This window comes from Vibrio sp. Isolate33 (genome assembly GCF_022397895.1).
In the GTDB taxonomy this organism is placed as follows: Bacteria; Pseudomonadota; Gammaproteobacteria; order Enterobacterales; family Vibrionaceae; genus Vibrio; species Vibrio pomeroyi.
The window spans coordinates 1-26635 of record NZ_JAKEUP010000009.1; the positions used below are offsets into that span (position 1 = coordinate 1).

The 26635-nt window shown below is 46.2% G+C and carries 27 protein-coding genes; 16 read left to right on the forward strand and 11 right to left on the reverse strand.

The genetic code is table 11. From position 1 onward, the window contains the following. Window positions 1–780: 780 nt before the first annotated feature. On the forward strand, window positions 781–1326 hold the full coding sequence (locus tag L1D37_RS13765) for a gamma carbonic anhydrase family protein (protein WP_239848253.1): 546 nt from the start codon (window positions 781–783) through the stop codon (window positions 1324–1326). Here the strand turns inward: L1D37_RS13765 and L1D37_RS13770 are convergent. From L1D37_RS13770 to L1D37_RS13785, 4 genes are all read right to left on the reverse strand, one after another. Continuing rightward, on the reverse strand, window positions 1323–1592 hold the full coding sequence (locus tag L1D37_RS13770) for a DUF1488 domain-containing protein (RefSeq protein WP_239848254.1): 270 nt from the start codon (window positions 1590–1592) through the stop codon (window positions 1323–1325). The two genes, L1D37_RS13765 and L1D37_RS13770, sit on opposite strands and share 4 nt — an antisense overlap. A gap of 16 nt (window positions 1593–1608) precedes the next feature. Beyond that, a complete protein-coding gene (gene aroE, locus L1D37_RS13775) occupies window positions 1609–2439 on the reverse strand; it encodes a shikimate dehydrogenase (protein WP_239848255.1) in 831 nt (276 codons plus the stop codon). 77 nt (window positions 2440–2516) lie between these two features. Next, window positions 2517–3434 carry an oxygen-dependent coproporphyrinogen oxidase gene (hemF, locus tag L1D37_RS13780; RefSeq protein WP_239848256.1) on the reverse strand — a complete coding sequence of 306 codons (918 nt, stop codon included), beginning with the start codon at window positions 3432–3434 and terminating at the stop codon, window positions 2517–2519. Window positions 3435–3454: 20 nt separating this feature from the next. Further along, complete coding sequence (locus tag L1D37_RS13785; protein ID WP_239848257.1) at window positions 3455–4012, reverse strand: L-threonylcarbamoyladenylate synthase; 558 nt, start codon at window positions 4010–4012, stop codon at window positions 3455–3457. A 194-nt stretch (window positions 4013–4206) separates the two neighbouring features. On the opposite strand from L1D37_RS13785, the gene purE reads away from it, so the two are divergent. Then, window positions 4207–4692: a 5-(carboxyamino)imidazole ribonucleotide mutase gene (purE, locus tag L1D37_RS13790; RefSeq protein ID WP_017073863.1), complete on the forward strand. Its 486-nt coding sequence runs from the start codon at window positions 4207–4209 to the stop codon at window positions 4690–4692. 5 nt (window positions 4693–4697) lie between these two features. Then, window positions 4698–5828, forward strand: coding sequence for a 5-(carboxyamino)imidazole ribonucleotide synthase (locus L1D37_RS13795; RefSeq protein ID WP_239848258.1), 1131 nt, complete (start codon window positions 4698–4700; stop codon window positions 5826–5828). Between the two features lie 104 nt (window positions 5829–5932). Here the strand turns inward: L1D37_RS13795 and L1D37_RS13800 are convergent, their stop codons facing one another. Genes L1D37_RS13800 through L1D37_RS13815 form a run of 4 tightly spaced genes read right to left on the reverse strand, consistent with a single transcriptional unit; the run spans window position 5933 to window position 9195 of the window. Continuing rightward, complete coding sequence (locus tag L1D37_RS13800) at window positions 5933–6502, reverse strand: topoisomerase DNA-binding C4 zinc finger domain-containing protein (RefSeq protein WP_239848259.1); 570 nt, start codon at window positions 6500–6502, stop codon at window positions 5933–5935. A 12-nt stretch (window positions 6503–6514) separates the two neighbouring features. Then, complete coding sequence (locus L1D37_RS13805) at window positions 6515–6991, reverse strand: DUF494 family protein (RefSeq protein ID WP_048657837.1); 477 nt, start codon at window positions 6989–6991, stop codon at window positions 6515–6517. A gap of 3 nt (window positions 6992–6994) precedes the next feature. Next, on the reverse strand, window positions 6995–8107 hold the full coding sequence (dprA, locus tag L1D37_RS13810; protein WP_239848260.1) for a DNA-processing protein DprA: 1113 nt from the start codon (window positions 8105–8107) through the stop codon (window positions 6995–6997). Further along, on the reverse strand, window positions 8104–9195 hold the full coding sequence (locus L1D37_RS13815) for a LysM peptidoglycan-binding domain-containing protein (protein ID WP_239848261.1): 1092 nt from the start codon (window positions 9193–9195) through the stop codon (window positions 8104–8106). Before L1D37_RS13815 ends, dprA begins: the two co-directional genes overlap by 4 nt. A gap of 140 nt (window positions 9196–9335) precedes the next feature. On the opposite strand from L1D37_RS13815, the gene def reads away from it, so the two are divergent. From def to L1D37_RS13845, 6 genes are all read left to right on the forward strand, one after another. Continuing rightward, a complete protein-coding gene (gene def, locus L1D37_RS13820) occupies window positions 9336–9848 on the forward strand; it encodes a peptide deformylase (RefSeq protein WP_017058772.1) in 513 nt (170 codons plus the stop codon). Between the two features lie 37 nt (window positions 9849–9885). Continuing rightward, entirely contained in the window at window positions 9886–10833 is a 948-nt protein-coding gene (gene fmt, locus L1D37_RS13825; RefSeq protein ID WP_239848262.1) for a methionyl-tRNA formyltransferase, read from the forward strand. A gap of 91 nt (window positions 10834–10924) precedes the next feature. Beyond that, a complete protein-coding gene (rsmB, locus tag L1D37_RS13830; RefSeq protein WP_017631532.1) occupies window positions 10925–12205 on the forward strand; it encodes a 16S rRNA (cytosine(967)-C(5))-methyltransferase RsmB in 1281 nt (426 codons plus the stop codon). A gap of 109 nt (window positions 12206–12314) precedes the next feature. Further along, window positions 12315–13691 carry a Trk system potassium transporter TrkA gene (gene trkA, locus L1D37_RS13835; RefSeq protein WP_004739332.1) on the forward strand — a complete coding sequence of 459 codons (1377 nt, stop codon included), beginning with the start codon at window positions 12315–12317 and terminating at the stop codon, window positions 13689–13691. A gap of 79 nt (window positions 13692–13770) precedes the next feature. Then, window positions 13771–15216 carry a TrkH family potassium uptake protein gene (locus L1D37_RS13840; protein ID WP_019820282.1) on the forward strand — a complete coding sequence of 482 codons (1446 nt, stop codon included), beginning with the start codon at window positions 13771–13773 and terminating at the stop codon, window positions 15214–15216. A 26-nt stretch (window positions 15217–15242) separates the two neighbouring features. Beyond that, window positions 15243–15818 carry a DUF3157 family protein gene (locus L1D37_RS13845; protein WP_239848263.1) on the forward strand — a complete coding sequence of 192 codons (576 nt, stop codon included), beginning with the start codon at window positions 15243–15245 and terminating at the stop codon, window positions 15816–15818. On the opposite strand, the gene L1D37_RS13850 is transcribed toward L1D37_RS13845, so the two are convergent. Beyond that, entirely contained in the window at window positions 15815–16468 is a 654-nt protein-coding gene (locus tag L1D37_RS13850) for a hemolysin III family protein (RefSeq protein ID WP_019820279.1), read from the reverse strand. The genes L1D37_RS13845 and L1D37_RS13850 overlap by 4 nt on opposite strands. A 156-nt stretch (window positions 16469–16624) precedes the next feature. Continuing rightward, entirely contained in the window at window positions 16625–17416 is a 792-nt protein-coding gene (locus tag L1D37_RS13855) for a sporulation protein (protein WP_029405285.1), read from the reverse strand. A 283-nt stretch (window positions 17417–17699) separates the two neighbouring features. On the opposite strand from L1D37_RS13855, the gene L1D37_RS13860 reads away from it, so the two are divergent. The 6 genes from L1D37_RS13860 to L1D37_RS13885 all read left to right on the forward strand — a co-directional run bounded on the left by L1D37_RS13860 (window position 17700) and on the right by L1D37_RS13885 (window position 22910). Continuing rightward, the gene (locus L1D37_RS13860; protein ID WP_004739323.1) at window positions 17700–17867 is read left to right on the forward strand and encodes a hypothetical protein; all 168 of its coding nucleotides are present in this window, start codon (window positions 17700–17702) and stop codon (window positions 17865–17867) included. A 131-nt stretch (window positions 17868–17998) separates the two neighbouring features. Further along, a complete protein-coding gene (locus L1D37_RS13865; RefSeq protein WP_010433308.1) occupies window positions 17999–18262 on the forward strand; it encodes a YihD family protein in 264 nt (87 codons plus the stop codon). 327 nt (window positions 18263–18589) lie between these two features. After that, a complete protein-coding gene (ccoG, locus tag L1D37_RS13870; protein WP_239848264.1) occupies window positions 18590–20008 on the forward strand; it encodes a cytochrome c oxidase accessory protein CcoG in 1419 nt (472 codons plus the stop codon). Window positions 20009–20078: 70 nt separating this feature from the next. Next, window positions 20079–21065, forward strand: a complete 987-nt coding sequence (locus L1D37_RS13875) for a serine/threonine protein kinase (RefSeq protein ID WP_239848319.1) — start codon at window positions 20079–20081, stop codon at window positions 21063–21065. 55 nt (window positions 21066–21120) lie between these two features. Beyond that, a complete protein-coding gene (locus L1D37_RS13880; RefSeq protein WP_176680641.1) occupies window positions 21121–21720 on the forward strand; it encodes a thiol:disulfide interchange protein DsbA/DsbL in 600 nt (199 codons plus the stop codon). A 236-nt stretch (window positions 21721–21956) separates the two neighbouring features. Then, window positions 21957–22910 (forward strand): DUF2860 domain-containing protein, encoded by a 954-nt coding sequence (locus tag L1D37_RS13885; RefSeq protein ID WP_239848265.1) that lies wholly within the window; start codon window positions 21957–21959, stop codon window positions 22908–22910. 81 nt (window positions 22911–22991) lie between these two features. Here L1D37_RS13885 and L1D37_RS13890 read toward each other — a convergent pair whose 3' ends face one another. After that, the gene (locus L1D37_RS13890; RefSeq protein ID WP_239848266.1) at window positions 22992–24515 is read right to left on the reverse strand and encodes a YifB family Mg chelatase-like AAA ATPase; all 1524 of its coding nucleotides are present in this window, start codon (window positions 24513–24515) and stop codon (window positions 22992–22994) included. Between the two features lie 472 nt (window positions 24516–24987). Between L1D37_RS13890 and ilvG the strand changes: the two genes are divergently transcribed. After that, window positions 24988–26634: an acetolactate synthase 2 catalytic subunit gene (gene ilvG, locus L1D37_RS13895; RefSeq protein WP_239848267.1), complete on the forward strand. Its 1647-nt coding sequence runs from the start codon at window positions 24988–24990 to the stop codon at window positions 26632–26634. Window position 26635 lies beyond the last annotated feature (1 nt).

The window sequence follows — 26635 nt, forward strand, 5'->3', positions numbered from 1 at the left end:
GCCCATTAACGCACCCGAAGGATTGTTAGTGTCGTTTCCGCTCGACTTGCATGTGTTAGGCCTGCCGCCAGCGTTCAATCTGAGCCATGATCAAACTCTTCAATTTAAGATTTTGTGACTCAACGAATACTGACTTCAAAACTAATATTCATTCGAAAATGAACATGTAATTCTAAAGCTATTACCATTCCAACAGAATGATAATGAATTGACTGTGCCAAATAACCGAAGTTATTTGTATTGGTCACTCAGTTCATTGAAATCAATGTTGTTACCGAAGTAACTGCTATTACCTAAGTAATAACGTTTTGATATTCATCAACGAGTGCCCACACAGATTGATAGGTTTAAATTGTTAAAGAGCTTTTCCTTTTTGAGCTTCGCTCAAATCGGACGGCCATTTTAGCGATTTAAGTTNAGTGCCCACACAGATTGATAGGTTTAAATTGTTAAAGAGCTTTTCCTTTTTGAGCTTCGCTCAAATCGGACGGCCATTTTAGCGATTTAAGTTTTAGTGTCAACCACTATTTTCAAAACTTTTTTCAAGCGCTTAGCTTGGCTAATTTGGCTTGCTGATTCGTTCCTGCTTTTGAAACCTAAGCTTCGAAGCCATCCCGTGTCAGCGAGGTGGCATTATAGAGATTTCGATCACACTGGCAAGCCCTTTTTTAAGTTTTTCTTACTTTTTTGATTGTTCGAGCGTTTTTTGTTCAAAACACGCCATTTTCACTAGTATTCCCCTTAATTAAGGGCTTAAGGTGCCTATATAAAGGAGGATTTATGAGTTCAATACGCAGCTATAAAGGTATATCACCTCAGATCGGGCAAGGTGTCTATATAGATACAAGTTCGGTACTGGTTGGTGATATCAAAATCGGGGATGACTCCAGTGTATGGCCTTTGGTTGCAGTTCGAGGGGATGTGAACCACATACATATAGGCGATAGAACCAATATCCAAGACGGCAGTGTTTTGCATGTTACCCACAAGAATGCTGAAAACCCTGAGGGTTATCCTCTATTAATAGGTAATGATGTCACTATCGGTCATAAAGTCATGCTGCATGGCTGCACTATTAAGGATCGCGTACTCGTCGGTATGGGAGCTATTGTGCTGGATGGTGTGGTTATCGAACAAGAAGTGATGATTGGTGCGGGAAGCTTGGTTCCACCTAACAAGGTACTTGAGAGCGGTTACCTATATGTAGGAAGCCCAGTTAAGCAAGCACGCCCATTAAACGATAAAGAACGTGCTTTCTTGCAGAAGTCGGCTGACAACTATGTTCAGAATAAAAATGACTATCTAGATTCTGTGCTTCCTATCTAAAGCGCTTTGATCTGAATTCTATTAGAGGAGTCATACTCCTCTTCTTCTATTAGCTCTTCCGCTAATTCTTCAATATCAAAACGAAGCTCAGAAAATACAGCCAACGCTTGTTTGCCTTCTTCTATATCTTTACCAGCCAATCGAGACAACTCTTCAATAGACACAACACATTCGATCAGTGCACCAGACTGCTGTGCTGGAAAAACGATAGACTGACTCTCTTCATCCCAATCTTGGATATCAGGAAATAAGATTGATTGATTCATTTTTACAATTACCTTGTTACATCTCTAGATTTCTTCGTAATTCTCTTAAGATCTGTTTGGTTCCCGGACGAAGACCACGCCATAGCATGAAGCTCTCTGCAGCCTGACCCACCAGCATACCTAAACCATCATAAGCAGCATGAACACCATAATCTAACGCCCACTGATTAAATACTGTCGTTCCAGATCCGTAGACCATGTCATAGACGGCGCTATTTGTATTAAAAATGACATCGGAAACTTCAGGGAGCTGACCACTTAGACCTGATGACGTGGAGTTAATGATGACATCAAAGCCTTCATTCACATCATTTAGTCCCATTCCTTTGATATTGCCATGTGAAGAAAACATCTCAGCTAAAAGTTCGGCTTTTGAACTGGTTCGGTTAGCAATCACCAATTGTTGTGGTTTTTGATCAAGAAGGGGCTGAATTACACCTCTTGCTGCGCCACCAGCACCTAGCAAAAGAACTCGAGCACCCTCTAATACCACTTGATGCTGAAGCAAATCTTGAACGAGACCCTCACCATCAGTGTTATCACCGATGATCTCTCCGTCATCTAACTTCTTCAATGTATTAACTGCACCAGCTAATTGAGCCCTTTCCGTTAGGCGATTAGCAAACTGATAAGCGTCTTCTTTAAATGGCGCAGTGACGTTACACCCTCTACCACCTTCGCTAAAAAAAGCTTTAGCCGCGGTAATGAATTGGCCATATTCTGGCTGCAATGCTGTATAGGTAAGTTGTTGATTGGTTTGGCGAGCAAATAATGTGTGAATGAATGGCGATTTGCTTTGCCCAATAGGGTTACCGAAAACGGCATAACGATCTACTTGCTGTGTCATATCCTTACCTAACAGAAATAATAAAAAGGGTCATCTATATAGATGACCCTATCACTATCCCTATAAGGAAGGAAGAACTACCAAACTCGCGGTTTTAGGTAGTCACTATAAAGCAGAGCTTCTGGTGACCCGGCTTCTGGTTCGTAACGGTATTCCCAACGAGCCAATGGCGGCATAGACATCAAGATAGACTCTGTGCGACCACCGCTTTGTAGACCAAATAGGGTGCCACGGTCATACACTAGGTTAAATTCAACATAGCGGCCACGACGGTATAGTTGGAAGTCACGCTCGCGTTCGCCATAAGGTATCTCTTTGCGACGCTCGACAATAGGTAAGTACGCCTCAGCAAAACCTTCACCGACCGACTTCATGTAAGCAAAGCTCTTATCGAAACCCCACTCATTTAAGTCATCAAAGAACAGACCACCAACACCGCGCGTCTCATCACGGTGAGGCAAGTAGAAGTATTTATCACACCACTCTTTGTGCTCTTGATACACGTTATCACCAAATGGTGCGCACAGATCTTTAGCGGTTTGATGCCAAGACTGGCAATCTTCATCTACTGGATAGAATGGCGTTAAATCAAAACCACCACCGAACCACCAGATAGGGGCTTCCCCTTCCTTTTCGGCAATAAAGAATCGTACGTTGGCGTGTGAGGTTGGGATATAAGGGTTTTTAGGGTGGATAACTAACGACACACCCATAGCTTCAAACTTACGTCCGGCTAATTCAGGGCGGTGAGCGGTTGCTGAAGCCGGCATTGCCTTACCTGCAACATGAGAAAAGTTAACACCACCTTGCTCAAAGACCGCACCGTTGGTCATCACACGAGTACGACCACCACCACCGAGGCGTTCGCCAGGTTCGCGCTCCCATGCGTCTTCTTCAAACAACGCTTTACCATCAGCTTGCTCAAGCTGTTGGCAAATCGAATCTTGTAGGCTCAGTAAAAACTGCTTTACTGCTTCTTTATCAATTGCTGACATTTTACTTTCCTTTGCAGGGTTTAACCCTGTCTTAATATTTTCGACGTTTTTGCATCTCTAATTTCGCTAGGCTTCTCGCGACCACCCGTTTGACCTTCTAGAATCGCGACTAAGTGTTGACCTAATTGCTGTTGAACTTCTTCAGTCGTCATACAAGGCGGCTCACCCGTTAGGTTAGCACTGGTAGAGGTTAACGGCTTACCGAACTCATTACACATTCTTTGAACCAAAGGGTGATCAGTCACGCGTACCGCGATCGAATCAAATTGACCGCTGACCCAGTCTGTTACTTTGCTGCTGGTCGGCATAATCCAAGTAACTGGACCCGGCCATGTCGCTTTAACCGTTGCTAATTGGTCATCGGTTAGTTGGCTCTCATCTATATAAGGAAGCAACTGCTCGTAATTTGCCGCAATTAAGATCAAGCCTTTTTCAACCGGGCGCTGCTTTAACTCGAGTAATTTCTTGATGGCTTGTGGATTATCTGGATCACAACCGACCCCAAAAACGCCTTCGGTCGGGTAAGCAATGACTTCACCTTGTTGTAATGCCTGCAATGTATGTTGAAAGTTATCCACGGGTGCCTCATTAATTCAGTTATCTAACTCACTAAGTGTACAAATTATCACTCACTGTGACTAAAGCTATTTGTTTATAAAATGTATCAATTAACAACTTAGACCGACGCAAACGTTTTCCTTGGGCAATTTTACCCGTATAATGCGCGCAAAATATCTAATCACTAATTAAATCGTACCTGAAGGAGTTTGAGATGACTGTCGGTATTATCATGGGTTCTAAATCTGACTGGCCAACAATGAAGCTAGCTGCAGAAATGTTGGATCAGTTTGGCGTGGCGTACGAAACAAAAGTGGTTTCTGCTCACCGCACACCTCAGTTGCTAGCAGACTACGCAACCAGTGCGAAAGAGCGCGGTATTAAAGTGATTATTGCTGGCGCAGGAGGTGCTGCACACCTACCTGGCATGGCAGCTGCTTTCACAAGCGTACCTGTTCTTGGTGTTCCAGTTCAATCTAAAGCATTGAAAGGCATGGACTCTCTACTTTCTATCGTGCAAATGCCAAAAGGCATCGCGGTAGGTACTCTAGCTATCGGTGAAGCGGGTGCAGCGAACGCTGGTATCCTAGCGGCACAAATCATTGGTACACACAATGAAGATGTGATGGCAAAAGTAGAAGCGTTCCGCTCTGAGCAAACAGAAACGGTACTTGCTAATCCAAACCCTGCAGAGGACTAATTCCCATGCATGTTCTTGTGTTAGGCGCGGGCCAGCTTGCTCGCATGATGTCCCTAGCTGGGGCACCGCTGAATATTAAAATTTCTGCTTTTGATGTTGGCAGCAAAAATATTGTTCATCCATTAACGCAAGCGATTCTAGGCAACGGCTTAGAAAATGCGATTGAGCGCGCGGACGTCATTACTGCTGAGTTCGAACACATCCCTCACGATGTACTTGAGGTATGTGAACGCAGCGGTAAGTTCTTACCGACCACAGAAGCAATCAAAGCAGGCGGTGACCGTCGCCTTGAAAAAGCGCTGCTAGACGAAGCGAACGTGAAAAACGCTAAGTACTATGTGATTAACTCTCGCGAAGACTTTGACGCTGCGATCGCTCACGTTGGCCTACCAATGGTACTGAAGAGCACACTTGGCGGCTACGATGGTAAGGGCCAGTGGCGTTTAAAGACATTAGATAACGCTGAAGCAACTTGGGCAGAAATGGCCGAGTGCATCGCTGCGACAGACAATCAAGCCATTGTGGCTGAAGAGTTTGTTCCGTTTGACCGAGAAGTATCATTGGTTGGTGCTCGCGGTACCAATGGCGAGATTCAAGTGTACCCACTGGCTGAGAATGTTCACACCGACGGCGTGTTAAGCTTATCGACAGCGATTGATGACATGGAACTGCAAGAGCAAGCGAAAACCATGTTCACAGCAATTGCAGAGCGCTTAGATTACGTTGGCGTACTAGCACTTGAGTTCTTTGATGTTCAAGGTTCACTGCTGGTTAACGAGATTGCACCACGTGTTCATAACTCTGGCCACTGGACGCAACAAGGCGCTGAAACTTGTCAGTTTGAGAACCATCTGCGTGCTGTATGTGGCATGCCACTAGGCAGCACTAAGCTGATTCGTCCAACCGCAATGATCAACATTCTTGGTGAAGATACTCTACCTGAGGCTATTCTGGCTCAAGGCGGCTGTCATGTTCATTGGTATGGTAAAGAGAAGCGTGCAGGTCGTAAGATGGGCCACATTAACGTGAGCGCAGATTACAATGCAGAACTGCAAAGAGCGTTGTGCTCACTGTCTGATATTCTTGATAAGCAAGCCTACCCGGCTGTGCATGAGTTTGCTGAACAGATGAAGTAAACCTACATTGGTTTATGGATATAAAAAGTTCATTGGATATAGAAACGGCGCTCATTGAGCGCCGTTTTTTATTTCTGGTCATTCACTTACTGTGATTAACATGACTACTGAGACTGAATGTGATGACACTTACGATCAGCGCATTGCTTCTTTGTGCCGCTAGCTGTTTTCTTCTCAAGTAACAACGGAAATTGGCACTCTTCACAGCGGCCAAGAACAGGAGGCTGATTAACGGCAAACTTACACTTAGGGTAGTTATCACACGCATAGAAGGTTTTACCATAGCGAGATTTACGCTCAACCAAGTGGCCTCTACCACACTCAGGACATGCAACCAGCGGCTGCTCTTCAGGTTGTTCTTTTGGTTGGTCCAAAGATTCGATGTGATTACACTCTGGATAGTTGCTACAGCCAATGAACATCCCAAAGCGACCTTGTCTTAGTACCAATTCATTTTGGCATTTAGGACACGGTACACCCAGCTCTTTCACCACATGGCCATCGTTTTGATGCAAAGGCTTGATGTAATCACAGCTCGGATACTGCTTACAGCCTAAAAATGGGCCGTGCTTACCATGGCGAAGCTGAAGCTCTCCACCGCACTGTGGACATGGTTCATGCTCTAACGCATGTTCATGTGCTGAAAAAAGCTGATTATCAATCTTACTACTCATGACAAGCCTGTATTAATGCAAGATACCTTGCTCTTTGGTGTACAACAGCTCTTCCATTTGCGTGTAAGCACTTTCATTACCCGGTACATTGAATAGCACCATTAAGATAATCCATTTCAGATCATCCAACTCAAATTCGTTGGTTTCAAGCCCCATCACACGATCAATCACCATTTCACGAATCTCTGTCGTGAGCACGTTGATCTGCTCTAGGAACAATAAGAAACCTCGACACTCCATATTAATACGCGATACCTCTCGACTGGTGTAAACACGCATCGAGGTATTGGAACACATAGTAATCGCCGCTTGGTTATCGGTATCTTGCAGTGCCGCAAGATCTTCTAACCAATGGAGGGCCTTATAAATATCGTCTTGGTGAAACCCTGCTCGAAGAAGCTCATCTTCCAGCTCATCTTGATCCACCTGCAATTCAGAATCGCTATGGATGTAGGTTTCAAACAAGTACATCAGTATGTCCATCATCATAGCTTAGCCTCTCCCCTTTCGAATATAGCCACCGGAAACTGCAACAACATGCCCTGAGAGCTCAAGCTCTAAAAGCTGCATCATGACTTCATGCACAGGTATATGGGTTCTCTGTGCCAAAATATCAACGGGTGTCGCCTCTAATCCTACGTTAGCTAACAGCTGTGGAAATGGCAATTGTTCATTTTCACCCTTATTCTGCGTAGGTTCGAATAAGCTCGGCTGTTGATCTATAGACCAGTTTAACAGACTCTTTATTTCAATCAGAACATCTTGAGCATTTTGCACTAAACATGCTCCAGCTTTGATGAGACTGTTACCTCCGCGACTGGTTGGGTTATGAATTGAACCGGGCAGCGCAAACACCTCTCGACCTTGCTCCATCGCATAGCGAGCCGTAATCAAAGAACCACTCTTCTCAGCCGCTTCAACCACCAAGGTTCCTAACGACAAGCCACTTATAATACGGTTACGACGGGGGAAATGTTCAGGTCTTGGTTTAGCACTCGGTCGAAACTCTGAAATCAGCGCTCCATTCTCACAGATCCTCTCAGCTAGATTTCGGTGCCGTGCAGGATAAATGGAATCCAAGCCAGAACCCAACACTGCAAAAGTTTCCCCTCCTTTATCTAGAGCACCATCATGAGCATAGCCATCAATACCGAGCGCTAAGCCACTGGTGACAATCAAGCCGTTTTGGACAAACTCTTTGGCGAAGGACTTCGCGGTTTGCAGCCCTTCGAGACTAGCATTACGACTGCCGACCATCGCGATTTGCGGTTCAATTAGCTTTTCGACGTATCCTTTAACGAAAAGAACACTGGGCACAGAGGCAATCTCATTGAGCAGTTTGGGATAATGTGGGCAATTAGGGGTAATGATGTGATGGTTAGGTTGTTTTGCTTGCCATGCTAAGCAAGCCTCCACTTCTCTTGGGGCTTGCTCTTTTAGATAAGAAATTTGCTTGGCTGACAAACCGATCGCTTGCAGCTGCTGACTTGAGTAGCCAACAATGTTCGAAGGGGAATCGATACTCAGCAAGCGAGAAAGCCGTTTGCCACCCAATTGCGGAACAAAACTTAGAGTTAGCCAAGCACTCAGTTGTTGCTCATTCACTCGGTGCCCTTAACCTCTTCCGTCAAAGCAAGATCCAAAGGTGATACCGCCAGAATGTCATTACTAACAGGCTTAGAGCTTTGAGTGATCAACGCGAGGCTAAAATACTCATAGGGACGAATGACCATCAAGCTACCCAGCGAGGTACTTGGCAATTGCACCTTATCGCTCGCCGCAGACTCTTTATAGCTGTATTCACCTTGTTTACTAAACACCACAGCACCGCTTTCACTGAGGGTAAACATAGAACCTTGGCGAAGGTTGTCCTGTGAACCCTTGTTGATCACCACTACCTGATTCTTCGCGCTGTACTGGCTACCATCTAATGAACCCAAGATATTAGCAAACTGACCCGCCGCACTAGGTGCAGGATAAAACGTGGTAGAGAGCTTCACCTGATCAACACCAAGTTCTGGTAGCACAAGGTCGTTTAGCAATACCTCTTGCAATTGCGTATCTATCTGCAAGCTGCTGAACTCAGCATCCACCTCTTTTAAACGCGCAGTGGCAACCAAACGCAACGAGGTCATACTCGCTTGAGGTTGTTGTCGTTGATAAGTTTCAACGGCGCGGTAGATACCCCACTTTTGATGCTGCTGGTTACCTGAGATAAATAACCGGTCTGCACCCGATAAGAACCTCTTTCCATCACTGGTCCCTAATACTCGTTGCGCCAAATCGATATCTTGCTGCTCAACCAAACGATCAGACTGTAAATAAGGTAGAACCAGCCCCTCGTTGACGGTAGGTACTGCTTTCTTCTCAGAGACACGAATCTTAGGGCTAAGCTTGATAACTGGCTTGAGGCTCAATACAGGCTCGCCATTAATCCAAACCAAAGACAGTTTATCTCCGGGATAAATAAGATGAGGGTTTTCTATCTCTGGATTCACCTGCCATAACCTTGGCCACAGCCATGGGCTATCGAGATACATCGCAGAGATATCCCACAAAGTATCGCCCTTAACCACGACATACGCCTCGGGTGCGCCCTTTTTAATGGTTAAAGGTTGCTCACTATTTTCAGCCGTAGCGGCGAACGAAATCGAGGCACAAATAAGAGATAAAGCAGGGAATAAATGACGCATGACCTAGGTTCCTTGGTCTGAATATATGACATCTGATTGGAGAATTACCTTCAGGATGCTGTCATTTGACCTCTAAAATGTCTAGAATTGAGCCAACAAGGTTTAAGCTGTTTCGGCACAGTTCAATATTTCGAGTGTATATGTCTGTATTACAAGTATTAACATTACCAGATGATCGTCTACGTACCGTGGCGAAACCGGTAAAAGAAGTTACCCCAGAGATTCAAAAGTTCGTTGATGACATGATTGAAACCATGTACGACGAAGAAGGTATCGGCCTTGCGGCAACGCAAGTAGATTTCCACCAACGCATCGTTGTTATCGATATTTCAGAGACGCGTGATGAGCCTATGGTTCTGATCAACCCTGAAATCACTGAAAAACGCGGCGAAGATGGTATCGAAGAAGGCTGCCTATCTGTACCAGGCGCTCGAGCTCTAGTACCTCGCGCTGCAGAAGTAACGGTTAAAGCATTAGACCGTGACGGCAACGAATTCACATTCGACGCTGATGACCTTCTGGCTATCTGTGTTCAGCACGAACTTGACCACCTAGAAGGCAAGTTGTTTGTTGATTACCTATCGCCACTAAAGCGTAAACGTATCCAAGATAAGCTAGCGAAAATTAAACGTTTCAACGAGAAACAGGGTTAATCACAGCTGCTATTACTAAATTAGAAGGAAGCCTACCTTGAGTCAGTCTTTAAGAATTGTCTTCGCAGGTACTCCGGATTTCGCCGCCCGTCACTTGGCGGCGTTGTTGTCTTCGGAGCATGAAGTTATTGCTGTTTACACACAGCCAGATCGTCCAGCAGGCCGCGGTAAAAAACTGACTGCGAGCCCAGTAAAAAACATCGCACTTGAAAACAATATTCCGGTTTACCAACCAGAAAACTTCAAGTCAGATGAAGCTAAGCAAGAGCTAGCGGATTTGAATGCTGACATCATGGTTGTTGTAGCTTACGGCTTATTGCTTCCACAAGTGGTTTTAGATACACCTCGCTTAGGTTGTATCAATGTGCATGGTTCTATCTTGCCGCGCTGGCGTGGTGCTGCTCCTATCCAACGCTCTATTTGGGCAGGTGATAAAGAGACAGGCGTAACGATCATGCAGATGGATATCGGTTTAGATACGGGTGACATGCTAAGTATCGCAACGCTACCAATTGAAGCGACAGATACCAGTGCGTCAATGTACGAAAAGCTAGCTGGCCTTGGCCCTGATGCGCTTGTTGAGTGTTTGTCTGACATCGCTTCTGGTAAAGCGGTGGCTGAAAAACAAGACGACGAACTTGCTAACTACGCGAAGAAGCTAAGTAAAGAAGAAGCGCGTATCAACTGGAGTGATGACGCGGCTCATATTGAGCGCTGCGTTCGTGCCTTCAACCCATGGCCAATGAGCCACTTTGAAGCTGCGGAAAACAGCATCAAAGTATGGCAAAGCCGTGTGGCAGAGCAAACCACTGATAAGCCTGCAGGTACCATTCTGCAAGCGGATAAAACGGGTATCTATGTGGCGACAGGACAAGGTGTACTTGTTCTTGAACAGCTGCAAGTACCAGGTAAAAAAGCCATGTCAGTTCAGGATATCTTGAACTCTCGTGCAAGCTGGTTTGAAGTTGGAACTCAACTTTCTTAACCGCTTTTAAAGCTGCCATAAGCGCAGCTTAGAAAACCTTTACGAGGGCAGAGATGCCCTCATGTATTCAAATAAATATTCGGTACCCCTCATGAATGTTCGCGCTGCTGCTGCAAATGTCCTATTCCAAGTTGTCGATAAAGGCCACTCTCTTTCACACGCTCTCCCTGCGGCTCAAAAAACGATCCGCCCACGAGACCATGCTCTACTGCAAGAGATTTGCTACGGCGCACTTCGTTACCTGCCTCGTCTAGAGTCAATCGCTAACGAGCTGATGGAAAACCCGCTTAAAGGTAAAAAGCGTGTATTCCACCACCTGATTTTGGTGGGCATTTACCAACTGAGCTTCATGCGTATTCCTTCGCATGCTGCCGTTGCGGAAACCGTTGAGGGGACCAAAACACTGCGAGGTCCAAGCCTAAGTGGTTTGATCAACGCAGTATTACGTAGCTACCTACGTGACCAAGAAGAGCTGGATGAGAAAGCCGTTAGCCACAATGCAGGCAAATACGGCCACCCGAGCTGGATTCTAAAAATGCTTCAAGAGAGCTACCCAGATCAATGGGAGCAACTGGTTGAAGCAAACAACAGCAAGGCACCAATGTGGTTGCGCGTAAACCGCCAACACCACACTCGTGACGAGTATGTTGAACTGCTTAAAAACGAAAACATTGAATACACACTGCACCCAGAAGCTGCAGATGCCATAAAATTGGCCGCTCCTTGTGATGTGACTTTACTACCTGGCTTTGACAGAGGCTGGGTATCAGTACAAGACGCAGCTGCTCAGCTTTCGGTAGATTACCTAACACCAAAAGATGGTGAGCTAATCCTAGACTGTTGTGCAGCCCCAGGCGGTAAAACCGCACACATTCTTGAGCACACTAACGACACTGAAGTGGTTGCCATTGACTGTGATATTAAACGCCTAGACCGTGTTTACGATAACCTTGAACGCCTACAACTGCGTGCCGACGTAATTTGTGGTGATGCTCGCTACCCTGAAGAGTGGTGGATGGGCGATAAGTTCGACCGTATCCTACTTGATGCGCCTTGTTCAGCGACGGGTGTAATCCGCCGTCACCCTGACATCAAGTGGCTACGTCGTGCATCTGATATTGATGCACTCGCTGAGCTACAAAGTGAGATCATGGACGCAATGTGGCGTCAGCTGAAAGAAGGCGGCACCATGGTTTATGCGACATGCTCTATCACACCGCAAGAGAACGTTCTGCAGGTGAAAGCTTTCCTAGAGCGCACCGAGAACGCAACGCTGGTTGGGTCTGATATCGAAAATCCGGGTCGTCAAATACTGCCTGGTGAAGAAGATATGGATGGCTTCTACTACGCAGTTCTAGTAAAACAGGCATAACAACTAACAGCGGCTAAGAATTTATTTCTTAGCCGCTGTTTCTTTCTAGTGCATTATCGAAGCAAAATGCGCGCACTAGAATTACAACGGCAAAAATAAGAGAAAGGCTATGAAGATCATTATCCTAGGTGCTGGACAAGTAGGCGGTACCCTTGCTGAAAACCTAGTAGGTGAAAACAATGACATCACGATCGTCGACCGTAATGCCGACCGACTGCGTGAACTTCAAGACAAATACGACCTTAGGGTTGTAAACGGCTATGCCAGCCACCCGAACACACTACGTGAAGCGGGTGCACAAGATGCCGACATGTTGGTTGCCGTGACCAACATGGATGAAACCAACATGGCCGCATGTCAGGTTGCCTTCTCTCTTTTCAACACGCCAAACCGAATTGCCCGTATTCGTTCTCCAGAATATCTGGAGGAGAAAGAAGCGCTGTTCAAATCTGGTGCCATCCCTGTCGATCACCTGATTGCACCGGAAGAACTGGTCACCAGCTACATCGAACGTTTGATCCAATATCCAGGTGCACTACAAGTAGTGAGCTTTGCAGAACAGAAAGTGAGCCTGGTGGCAGTAAAAGCCTACTACGGTGGTCCACTGGTTGGTAATGCACTGTCTGCTTTGCGTGAGCACATGCCACACATAGATACTCGTGTTGCGGCTATCTTCCGTCAAGGTCGTCCTATTCGCCCACAAGGCACCACCATCATTGAAGCCGATGATGAAGTGTTCTTTGTAGCGGCAAGTAACCACATCCGCTCAGTGATGAGTGAGCTGCAACGTCTAGAGAAACCTTACCGCCGCATCATGATTGTTGGTGGTGGTAACATTGGTGCAAGCTTGGCGAAACGCCTTGAGCAGAGCTACAGCATCAAGCTTATCGAGCGCAGCTACACTCGTGCAGAGAAGCTGTCTGAAGAGTTAGAAAACACCATCGTATTCTGTGGTGACGCAGCAGACCAAGAGCTGCTAACCGAAGAAAACATCGATCAAGTTGATGTGTTCATTGCGCTAACCAATGAAGATGAAACCAACATCATGTCTGCGATGCTGGCTAAGCGCATGGGCGCCAAGAAGGTAATGGTACTGATTCAGCGTGGTGCTTACGTCGACCTTGTGCAGGGTGGTGTGATTGATATTGCTATCTCTCCACAACAAGCGACCATTTCTGCGCTGCTTACTCACGTTCGTCGTGCTGATATTGTAAACGTATCTTCACTACGTCGCGGCGCTGCAGAGGCTATCGAAGCGATTGCTCACGGTGACGAAACCACATCGAAAGTCGTTGGCCGAGCAATTGGCGACATCAAACTGCCACCGGGTACGACAATTGGTGCGATTGTTCGCGGAGAAGAGGTACTAATCGCGCACGATAGAACCGTGATCGAACAGGATGACCACGTAGTGATGTTCCTAGTGGACAAGAAATACGTACCTGATGTTGAGTCTCTATTCCAACCGAGCCCGTTCTTCTTATAGCCTTGTTCTCGTAAGCTTCTTCTCACAACCTTCTAATGTGAGAACGAAGCTCCGACACAAAGCGATGGTCTATTAAGCTATGGTCAACTTTCGTCCGATATTATTAGTGATAGGGTTAGTGTTATCAAAACTGGCCCTTTTCATGTACATCCCCACATTGGTGGCCTTCTTTACTGGCACCGGTGGCTTCCTCGAGTTTGGTCAATCGGTAGTGATCACGCACATCGTCGCGTTCATCTGCTTGAGTTTAGGCCGTTCAGCTAAGTTCCGACTTGGGGTGCGGGACATGTTCCTGATCACCTCTCTGGTATGGACGATTGCCAGTGCCTTCGCCGCGCTGCCATTTGTGTTCATCAACCATATCAGCTTCACTGACGCCTACTTTGAAACCATGTCCGGTATTACTACGACAGGTTCCACGGTACTGAGTGGCTTAGATAGCATGGCGCCAAGCATTCTATTGTGGCGATCTATATTGCAGTGGCTTGGTGGCATAGGTTTCATCGTAATGGCGGTAGCGGTGCTGCCAATGCTCAACGTTGGTGGTATGCGCCTCTTCCAAACCGAATCATCCGACTGGTCAGATAAAAGCAGCCCGAGAGCAAAAACCGTCGCCAAGAACATCGTAGCGGTTTATCTGGTATTAACTGGCTTGTGTTTGGTGAGCTATCTGTTTGCAGGCATGAGTGTGTTTGATGCCATCAACCACTCATTCACCACGCTATCTACGGGCGGTTACTCAACCTCAGACGGCTCAATGAACCACTTCTCGAACAGCGCTCACTGGGTGGGCACCGTGTTCATGTTCTTAGGCGGACTACCATTCCTACTCTTTGTCAGCGCGCTGCGCGGTAGAAAGCTCTCTATCCTCTACAAAGATGCCCAAGTGAGAGGCTTCGCTTACCTATTCTTAGTCACCAGTGCTGTTATATCCACATGGTTGGTGGTCAGGGATGGCTACACAGTATTAGATGCCATGCGTGTCTCGATGTTCAACATCGTTTCGGTTGTAACAACCACAGGTTTTGGCTTGGAAGACTTCACAGCGTGGGGCGCACTGCCAACCACCTTGTTTGCCTTCCTGATGATGGCGGGTGCCTGTTCCGGTTCAACCTCGGGTGGCATCAAGATCTTCCGCTTCCAGATAGCGATGACTATGCTTCACAAACAGATGATGAAGCTAATTCACCCATCAGGCGTGTTTGTTCAACGCTATAACCAACGCCCTGTCAGCGACGACATCGTGCGTTCGTTGGTGGCATTTGGTTTGATGTTCTTTATTACGATCATCTTAATCGCTGGTGGGTTAAGTGCGATGGGGTTAGACCCAATCACCAGTATCTCTGGCGCTATCACTGCGGTTGCTAACGTTGGTCCGGGGATGGGCAGCGTAATTGGCCCGACGGGTAACTTTGCTCCCCTGCCAGACGCAGCTAAGTGGTTATTAAGCCTTGGTATGTTGATGGGAAGGCTTGAGATATTAACGTTAATCGTTCTATTCTTCCCAGCCTTCTGGCGACGCTAATTGCACGAATATTTAAGGAAACACAGATGAAATCATACCTACTTATCGCAAGCGCACTGCTGAGCAGTTCAGCCTTCGCCGACCAAATGGTAACTCTTCAAGATGGAAAACAGATACTGCTAAAAGATGACTTTACTTGGCAGTACGTGGCACCGAAGCAAACGGAAGAAGTAGCGACAACATCAGAGATCGCCGTACCTGTCGTAGCAGCTCCTGTTGTGGCAGTTCCAGTTGCGACCAACGTGCGCGGTACGACAATTGTCGTTGATAGCAAAAAGCCAAGCTTGCAACTATCTCAATCCGGGGTAGATGTAGTGCTAGGCGCGAGTCACTATGAAGATGGTGAGCTGATTATCCCAACCGCGATTACCAACCAAAGCACACAAGCCGTGATCTTAGTATCGGTAAAACTCGACGTGTATTCAGCGAGCGGTGAATTACTAGAAGAGAAAACGGTAGCCGTTTGGAAATCGATAAAACGAATGGCAGATACCTACCTTCGACCAAAAACAGATGCCGAAGGTACTTCTATCAAGCTAGCTGTTGAACAGCACCCTGAATACCAAATCAAAGCTGAAATCGTTGAATTGCTGACTCGTTAAACCGGAGTCACGTACAGATAGATAGCGAAGAAATGGCAAGCGCAGCCCGCCAACACAAACAAGTGCCAGATGGCATGATTGTAAGGGATGCGTTTTGCCACATAGAAAATCACACCCAACGAGTAAATCACACCACCGAGTGCCAATAGTACTAAACCACCCATCTCGATATTCATTGCCAGTTGATACACCACAATCAATGACAACCAACCCATCGCCAAGTAAGTCACCAATGACAAACGCTTAAATCGGTAGACGAAAGCAATCTTCATAATGATGCCCACCAACGCGATCCCCCAAATCACCGCCATCAAGCCCATCGCTAATGGTGTTCTTAAACTCACCAATAAAAATGGCGTGTAGCTGCCTGCGATCAGCAAGTAGATCGCACAGTGATCGAGAGTTTTCAGTAGGCGCTTGGTCTTTTCTGTGGTGATCGAGTGATAAAGCGTGGAAGCGAGAAAGAGTAGGATAATACTGCTGCCATATACCGCCATGCTCGCAATAGTCAGCATGTCGGCTTGATGGTCAAACGCACGAATCAGTAGCAGGATTAGACCAACCACGCCAAGCACAACACCCAAGCCATGGGTTATCGCATTGGCGCGTTCTTCTATGTCACTGTATTCGCTCGCTGATGATGCAGACATGATTATCCTACTAGAGTAAATGTTCGATTTGCCTAGTATTACACATTAAGCTTACACGTGTAAGCTTAAATTTTTATGACATCTCTTGTAACATTAATAACGCCTAAACAGTGTTATGAAGCTAAGATCTCTAAAGCCAAACAACCAAAGAGCTAACTAAGATGCGTTGTCTAGATACTCAAGCACCATCTTGCCTGCATCTTGTGGTGACGTATCCAATGGCACACTCAATTGACGCTGCAGCTGACCAATGCCTAACAAGCTCGCCAACATACCTTTCGCACCATCGCGATTACGGTCTATCTCAAACCACAACTTAAGCTCGGTTTCATCACGATGAGCCACAACTTCCAGTTCACGCCAGCGACCATGATATGGACCTGTGGTAGGGACAAACTCAAACTCTTGAACAAATGGCAATTCAAAGCCTTCTACCGCTTCGCACTCAACTTGGCGAATGCGTAGACCTTGAGCTTCAAGTTCATTAAAAATGCCATCGAGAAGTGCATCTGGGCGAACCGTTAAAATATCCTTATCCGATGGGTCAATCGCCATCGCAATATCTAATCCGGTTTCAAGCCATACTTTTGAATCGCCGATCGTCACTGGGGTATTCAACGGAACATCAAATTCACACTCAAAATCACGGGTTTCACCCGGCTGAATAACAAAGGCATACGGCAGGCTCCATTTGGCCAACGAGTATGTCTGGTGCATTCGACGTTTTTGACCGCCCTCTTGTCTCTGCGAGTTCATGGTGACTTCTTTGACATAACGACAGCACAGATTGAGATCGATGTTGTCGATCTCCTGTGGTTGAGCGCCACCATACACGTGCACAATAATGCTCGCCTTTTGCCCTGGATAAAGCACTTCCTGTTGCAATACAGAATCCACCTTGGCAGACCCAATACCAAAACTTGCTAACGTTTTCTTTAAGAACGACATATGCACCTCCTTTAAAGCATCATCTTAAGCCTGAAAGAGGTTCAAACTCAAATATACTGCTCACACTATTTTAGCTCTAATATCGTCTATTTATCACTCAGGCGTCGATCGATAAGTTAGATAGTGATAATCTAAGCCTTGATATGCATGCATATCATTATCCTGATTTATTATTCGGATTGGCGAAAGCCAGACGAGCGACTCTTCAAGAAATTGAGGCGGACCTCATGGTAAATCAGGCCATTAGATTGGCAATGGATATGCCTGACCGTTAGGTAAATGAATGCGCCCAACAGCTGTCAGGTTCTCGCACACCAACCGTAGTGCGATGCGTCGTCGTAGTGGCTTTGTTGCTGCTCCAACGGCAAAGAAATTGGCTCCAACAATGACTTTAGTTGAGAAGACTGCTTTATTAGCACCGACTACAACAAAAGTAATTAAAGCCGCTTAACAAAAAGCGCAGTTTTTACTGCGCTTTTTTCTTGCCTCTTTCCCTGCTCCAAATGCGTTTACACATTGGTATTCCCCACCCGATTTGATACCTTAGCCACAAATCATTATAAAATTTGTGGAGAATAAAGTATGAAGTGTCACCGCATAGAAGAACTGCTTGAACTGATGGAGCCTGAGTGGCAGAAAGATCAAGAACTTAACTTGTTAGAGTTCATCATCAAGCTATCAAAAGAAGCCGGCTACGAAGGTAAACTTGAAGAACTGACTGACGATGTTCTTATCTATCATCTAAAAATGCGCAACAGCGAGAAAGATGAAATGATCCCGGGTCTTAAAAAAGACCAAGAAGATGATTTCAAAACTGCAATTCTAAAAGCGCGCGGCATCCTATAATTACCTCAATGATCAACAGCGTAATTGCCGTATAGATAAAATGCTCAATTTTAAAAAGCGACCACTCGGTCGCTTTTTTGTTTCTGTTCGCTATTTTTTCGTCACAACTGTTATGACTTTTGTTGTTAAAGGTTGATAGCGTTAAAGAAATGAGAACAAGATTGTCGCTATAATCGCCACCCATAAGAATCTTCTAAAATAATAAGAGTAAGTGCGATATCAATTGACGCATCAAGCTCAATTTCTACAGGTTCTCTAAACCACACTTTAAAGTAATGTCGTCTTGCTCGATTTAACCGAGCAAACCAGCCACAAAAAGGATAGTCCATGAGTCAGGATAAAATCGATATCAAAGATGTGACTCCTAAAACCTTTAACCCGAAAACACATAAAGGTAATGGAGATCGATTTAACCCAAGTAACCGAATCTACGTTCGAGAAAGCAAAGGTAAATTCCAACAATTACGCCGCTACGGTGGTTGGTTCTTACTTTTACTTTTTGCACTTATTCCGTGGATTCCATTTGGTGAGCGACAAGCGATCTTGCTCGATATCGGCAGCCAACAGTTCAACTTCTTTGGCACCACACTCTACCCGCAAGATCTGACCCTGCTCGCGATCCTCTTCATGATTGCAGCGTTCGGCCTGTTTTTTATCACCACCTTTTTAGGCCGTGTGTGGTGTGGTTACCTTTGTCCTCAAACCGTGTGGACCTTCATGTACATCTGGTTTGAAGAAAAACTCGAAGGTGCAGCTAACAAACGAAGAAAACAAGATTCCGGTAAATTGACCACCAATCTAATGGTCAGAAAAACCCTCAAACACATTGCGTGGTGGGCGATTGCTATTGCGACCGGCTTAACCTTTGTTGGCTACTTCATCCCAATCAAAGAGTTAGTGGTTGGCTTCTTTACCTTTAACTCGTCATTCTGGCCTGTATTTTGGGTTCTGTTCTTTGCGGGCTGTACTTATGCCAACGCAGGTTGGATGCGCTCGATTGTGTGTCTGCACATGTGTCCTTACGCTCGCTTCCAATCTGCGATGTTTGATAAAGACACCTTCATCGTTGGTTATGACACTGAGCGTGGTGAGAGCCGCGGTCCTCGCTCTCGTAAGGCCGATCCAAAAGAGCTTGGCTTAGGCGACTGTATTGACTGTAACCTGTGTGTTCAAGTGTGTCCGACGGGGATTGATATCCGTGACGGCCTGCAATATGAATGTATCAATTGTGGTGCGTGTATTGATGCTTGTGACAACACAATGGAGCGTATGGGTTATGACAAAGGCCTGATCAACTACACCACTGAACACAGGCTTGAAGGGCATTCAACCAAGGTAATGCGTCCGAAGTTGTTAGGCTATGGGGCGATATTGGTTCTTATGCTGGGCTTGTTCTTCGTACAAATCGCGAGTGTTGATCCTGCGGGTCTGAGCGTACTTCGTGACAGAAACCAGCTGTTCAGAGTCAATAACCAAGGGTTGGTTGAAAACACCTACACCTTGAAAGTGATCAACAAGACTCAACAAGAGCAAGAGTACAAGCTCGATGTTAGCGGACTGCCCGATTCTATCTGGTACGGCAAACAGACGATTACTGTCGATCCAGGCGAGGTTTTGAACCTACCTATCAGTTTAGGCGCCGACCCAGAAAAACTGAGCTCACCAGTTTCGACAATTCAGTTTATACTCTCGGATAATGAAGAGTTTACGATGGAAGTAGAAAGCCGCTTTATCAAGAAACTCTGATACTAACCCCCCAACGGTTGGTATAACCCAATAAATGGAAAAAGGCTCAGTAATGAGCCTTTTTTATTATATGACGATGCAAGCCTTTAACTTTGATAACCTGACCCCCGACTTCATGTGGTACGCACTGGAAAGCATTGGGATTCGTGCTGAATCCGGGCTTCTCGCTCTCAACAGTTACGAAAACCGGGTCTATCAATTCACCGATGAAGACCGTAAACGCTACGTCGTTAAGTTTTATCGCCCACAGCGCTGGAACAAAGAGCAGATTCAAGAAGAACACGACTTCGCGCTTGAGTTGATCGAACAGGAAATGCCAGTCGCTCCACCAATGCGCGTCAACGGTGAAACCCTGCATGAATATCAAGGTTACCTATTTGCGTTGTTCGAAAGCGTTGGCGGTCGACAATATGAAGTGGATAACCTAGACCAACTAGAAGGTGTCGGACGCTTCCTAGGCCGAATTCACAAAGCGAGTGCAGGAAGAACCTTCCAACATCGCCCAACCATCAGCCTAGATGAGTATCTGTATCAACCACGTAAGATATTAGAAAACTCTCAGTTTATCCCTACTCACCTAGAGAACGCGTTCTTCAATGACGTCGACCTTCTGATTAAAGAGTTAGAGAGCCAATGGCCTAGCAACATTGAGAACATCCGCCTGCATGGCGATTGCCACCCAGGCAATATTCTGTGGCGCGACGGGCCGATGTTCGTTGATCTTGATGACGCACGTAATGGCCCTGCGATACAAGATCTATGGATGCTGCTCAACGGTGAACGCCAAGATAAGCTGATGCAACTCGATATTCTGCTGGAGAGTTATCAAGAGTTTTGCGATTTTAATACCTCGCAACTGAAACTAATCGAACCACTACGCGGTCTACGTATGGTGCATTACATGGCATGGTTAGCGAAGCGATGGCACGATCCGGCGTTTCCTTTGGCCTTCCCGTGGTTTAATGATCCGAAATATTGGGAGCAACAAGTACTTGCTTGTAAAGAGCAAATTGCTACCCTGCAAGAGCCACCACTTTCGTTAATGCCTCAGTGGTAACCGCAATCGCAACATACAACTAGATAAAAATTCAAACATAATGGAGATTGGATAAATGAAAAAGCTATTCGCATTTTTCTCATTGATCATGTTGAGCCTTTCAGCTCACGCTGCGAAATTTAACGAAGGTGAGCACTACAAAGTTCTCGATCTAGAAGCATCAAAGAAGCCAGTAGTGACAGAGTTCTTCTCTTTCTACTGCCCTCACTGTAATAGCTTTGAGCCTATCATCCAGCAGCTAAAACAACAGCTACCTGCGGACGCTAAACTACAGAAGAACCATGTTTCATTCATGGGTGGCAACATGGGTCTGCCAATGAGTAAGGCTTACGCGACCATGATTGCACTGAAGGTTGAAGACAAGATGGTGCCAGTGATGTTTAACCGCATTCACAACATGAACAAACCACCACGTGATGAAGCAGAACTGCGTCAAATTTTCCTAGACGAAGGTGTTGATGCTAAGAAGTTTGATGCGGCATACAATGGCTTTGCGGTAGATTCAATGGTTCGTCGTTTCGACAAAGCATTCAAAGACAGCGGCCTTTCAGGCGTACCTGCTGTAGTAGTGAACAACCGCTACCTAGTAGAAGCACAAGGCATCAACAGCCTAGACGAGTACTTTGAATTGGTTAACTTCCTACTGAAGAAGTAAAAAACAATCAAAAAACCATAATAAGGAAGCTTCGGCTTCCTTTTTTATGCCTGACCCTTTTTAATCATCTTCAGTAAACACATAATTTTCAGCCTGGAATACGGTTCTACTTCCCATTTATCTAATAAACCTTTATAAGGTGCGCGATAAAGTGAACCTTTAGATTATGTTGTTTTCTATAACTTTTTATTAACAGCCATTTATTGCTACCACTCACCGGGGTAAGGAGCCTCTGAATGAAAATCAAATATACGTTATTAGCACTGAGCGTTGCCGCAGCACCTGCTTTTGCCAAGCTTGCTGATGAAGCAGGTTTCAGTGGTGAAATCTCTATCAACACCGGTTTTACTTCTTCAACCTCAAACTTTAATACCGATGCTGACAGCACTATTTCATCTAATGAACAGAAGGCTTCTTCGGAAAGCTCATTTCTGATTGCTCCTCTAGGTAGCGTTGCGTACACCTTCGGCGAGAAATTGAACCATCAGGTTTACACAGGTACAGCACGTGATGACGTTGCAACGGGTACTGTGGTACTTGAAGTGGGTTACAAATACCAGCTTGAGTCTGGCATGGTAATCGATGCTTCAATTCTGCCAACCATTATGTCTGGTGAGACTTGGGCTAACCCTTACGCAGTAGATGTTGCTCGAAGTGAAACGGACGAAACCGGTAATGCGTTCCGTCTAAAGCTGGATAGCATTGCTGGCTCAGCGTTCTCTCTCGATATGGCTTTCGCGACCAGAGATGTAGAAAATGATCTGGTTGAGGACGCACTAAAGCGTGATGCGGATACTTTCTACCTGAAAGGTCAGTACCGCCAACCGATTAGCCGCACCATGATGCTGGTTCCGTCTTTGATCTATCAATCAACAGACGCTAAAGGCGATGCAGCTTCGTTCGAACAATTCGGTGGTGAAGTCAGCTTGTTCGGCGGTATGGGTCGTCACCAGTACGCACTAACTGCGGGTTACAACCAACGCTCTTACGATGCGAGCAGCATGACTTTTCAAAAGAAGCGCAGCGACGACAATATCAATCTATTCGCCGCGTATGAATATGATCAGTTCATGGAATGGGAAAACTGGTCGTTTGTTGCTCTTGCCGGTTACGGTACTAGTGAATCAAACATCACCTTCTACGATGAGTCACAATACATCGCTTCAGTTGGCTTGAACTACAAGTTCTAATCACTGCTAACTCATAGCAACCAACCTGAATGACGAAAGCCTGCTTAATTGCAGGCTTTTTTGTTTGCCACAACACAGTGACTACACAGCTTGTGCTGTAAGTTGCTTCAACAACCTATCCATCGCGCGGTAACCCAGCGCTTCCGATAAATGCTTCTTCTCAATCTGTTCATTACCATCCAAATCAGCGATGGTGCGTGCGACCTTGATAATTCGATGATAAGCACGAATCGATAAACCCAACCGATGCAGCGCGGTTTCAAGAAACTCTGCATCTTCACGTCGAAGTGGGCAATATTTTTCAATTTCTCGACTTCCTAGCAACGCATTCGATTTATGGTTCCTAGACAGCATCAACTGACGCGCTTGTTTGACCCTTTGCTTTACCACTTGAGTGGTTTCACCACGATCGCCACCTTCAGCCAACATTCCTTTGGGAAGCAAGGGGATCTCCAATGACATATCGAACCGATCAAGCAATGGCCCAGACAATCGATTGAGATAGCGCAATATGATCTGAGGATTAGCTCGGGCTTGATTACCTTCGTAATAACCAGTTGGGCTTGGGTTCAAGGCGCCGACCAACTGAAAGCGCGCAGGAAAACGAGTCTTACCTGCCACACGCGAGATAATAATCTCGCCCGATTCTAGCGGCTCGCGCAGTGAATCGAGCACCTTGCGCTCAAACTCAGGCATCTCATCCAGAAACAGTAACCCGTTATGAGCCAGAGAGATCTCACCGGGGCGAGGAACAGAACCACCACCTACCAGTGCCGCCATCGAGCTCGAGTGGTGAGGCGATCGAAATGGCCTCTGCTTCCAATTGTATTGATTGATCTCTTGCTGTGTTAACGAAGCCACTGAAGCGGTTTCCATCGCCTCGTCATCACTCATTTCAGGTAATAGGTCGCGTAGTCGAGAAGCGAGCATGGTCTTGCCCGTTCCAGGAGGACCAAGGAACAATAAGTTATGGTTGCCAGCCGCGGCTATTTCCAACGCTCGCTTGCCTTGCTGCTGACCAATAATATCTTGTAGGTCACGATGCTCAGACACATCAACTTGATGCTGCTCTGTTCGATACAAACCAAGCTGAGCCTGACCACACATGTCTGCGTAAACTTCTAACAGGGTTTGTGCAGACTTATGCGCTCCCTTACCGACTAAGGCTGCCTGATCACCATTGTGATGTGGCACAACCAAGCAACGTTCGACGTTATCAGCAGCGAGTGTTGCGGGTAGCACTCCTTTCACTGAACGCAACTCTCCTGACAAAGCCAATTCGCCGATGAATTCATGTTGATCTATTTTAGATGTGGGTAGCTGATCGGATGCCACCAAGATCCCTAGTGCGATTGGCAGGTCAAAACGGCCGCCCTCTTTGGGTAAATCTGCAGGAGCAAGGTTGACCGTTATTCTTTTCGAGGGAAATTCAAAGCGAGAGTTGATGATGGCACTTCTTACTCTGTCTTTGGATTCCTTGACCGTCGTTTCAGGCAAACCCACCAGCGTAAAACCGGGCATTCCGTTGCTTATATGGACCTCTACGGTCACTTCTGGCGCCTCAACACCCACACTTGCTCGGCTATGAATTATCGCGAGTCCCATAACTTTCCTTTGTCTTTGATTTAAAAGCATTCGCTCTGGATATTCATTGCTCACCAAAGCGATAAGGTTGTTATATAGCTTGGTGGAATGGTGTTTTAATGTGAAAAAAGAATGACATTTTCCTTGTCAGGCAACAGATTTGTGTGATAACACTAGAGATGTAGACATTTACTGAACACAATAAACGAGAAAACTCGAATTATATGAACTTTAACGCTCGCATTTACGCACTGATTAACCTGATTATCGTGGTCATTATTGAGACTGCGCGGGGGCGAGTGGGAAAAAAGTAACCACGAATTAGAAAAAACCCCCGCACTGACAAGTCCGGGGGTTTTTTCTAATTTGAATAATCGATTTTTATATTTTTGAGCATTTTCGGCTTTGCCGATTTACAGGAAGAATGGGAGCACACGATGTGCAGAGACAAAGGAAACAGTTACCAAAACACAGGTAATACGGGAGAATTCCGATGAAAGGCGCAGAACTAGTCGTATCCGCACTCAAGCAACAAGGAATTGAGACCGTATTTGGTTACCCAGGTGGTGCCATCATGCCAATCTACGATGCACTTTATGACGGCGGGGTTGAGCATATCCTATGTCGTCATGAGCAAGGCGCAGCAATGGCCGCGATCGGTATGGCTCGTGCAACACAAGATGTCGCTGTTTGTATGGCAACCTCGGGACCAGGTGCAACTAACCTAGTCACTGGCCTTGCAGATGCCTTTATGGATTCAATCCCATTGGTTGCTATCACGGGTCAGGTTGCAAGTTCCCACATTGGTACCGATGCATTCCAAGAGATGGATGTGATTGGTATGTCTCTGTCATGTACCAAGCACAGTTACCTAGTTACCGACATTGAAGAATTGGCTCCAACCTTAGCTGAAGCCTTTGTAGTCGCGAAGTCAGGCCGCCCAGGTCCAGTTATCGTCGATATAGCTAAAGATGTTCAACTAGCAGAAGCTCCCGTTAAAACTCTCCCAGAATTCACTCCACCAGCTATTCCTGTTGCAACAACCGATGCCATTGAACAGGCACAGTACTTTTTGTCTCAATCAACCCGCCCTGTTTTATACGTAGGTGGTGGTGTTCAACTTGCTAAAGCGACCGATGCTGTTCGTGAGTTCTTACGCCTTAACCCTATGCCTGCGGTAAGTACATTGAAAGGCTTGGGTACCATCGAACGTGATGACCCACACTACCTTGGCATGCTAGGTATGCACGGCACCAAAGCCGCTAACCTAGTGGTTCAAGAGAGTGACCTGCTGATTGTTGTTGGCGCTCGTTTCGATGATCGAGTAACCGGTAAGCTTGATACCTTTGCACCACACGCAAAGGTTATCCATATCGATATCGATGCCGCTGAGTTCAGCAAATTGCGTCTTGCTAATGCGCCAATTCGTGGTGACATCAACAAGATCATGCCTCAATTGGAACTAAGCCAAGACATCTCATCTTGGGTTCACCACTCTGAAGGCCTTCGTAGCTCATTCAAGTGGCGCTATGACCACCCAGGCGATCTGATCTTTGCTCCACTACTATTGAAGCAACTGTCAGACATGATGCCAGCAAGCTCTATCGTTTCGACCGATGTTGGCCAACACCAAATGTGGGCAGCTCAACACATTCAACCTCGCGATCCACAGAACTTCATCACCTCTGCCGGTTTGGGCACCATGGGCTTTGGTTTACCAGCCGCGATGGGTGCATCGGTTGGACGTCCTGATGACCAATCGATTCTAATCTCTGGTGATGGCTCGTTCATGATGAACGTACAAGAGCTTGGCACACTGAAACGCCGCCAAATCCCAGTGAAGATGGTACTTCTAAACAACTCTCGCTTGGGTATGGTTCGCCAATGGCAATCGTTGTTCTTCGATGGCCGCCACAGTGAAACCATCCTAGATGACAACCCAGACTTCGTGATGCTAGCGAAAGCCTTCGATATCCCGGGTAAAACCATCACGCGCAAAGAAGAAGTAGAGCCAGCACTGAAAGAGATGCTTGAGAGCAAAACCGCTTACCTACTTCATGTTCTTATCGATGAAGAAGAGAACGTATGGCCACTAGTACCGCCAGGTGCTTCAAACAGCGAGATGTTGGAGAACACATAAC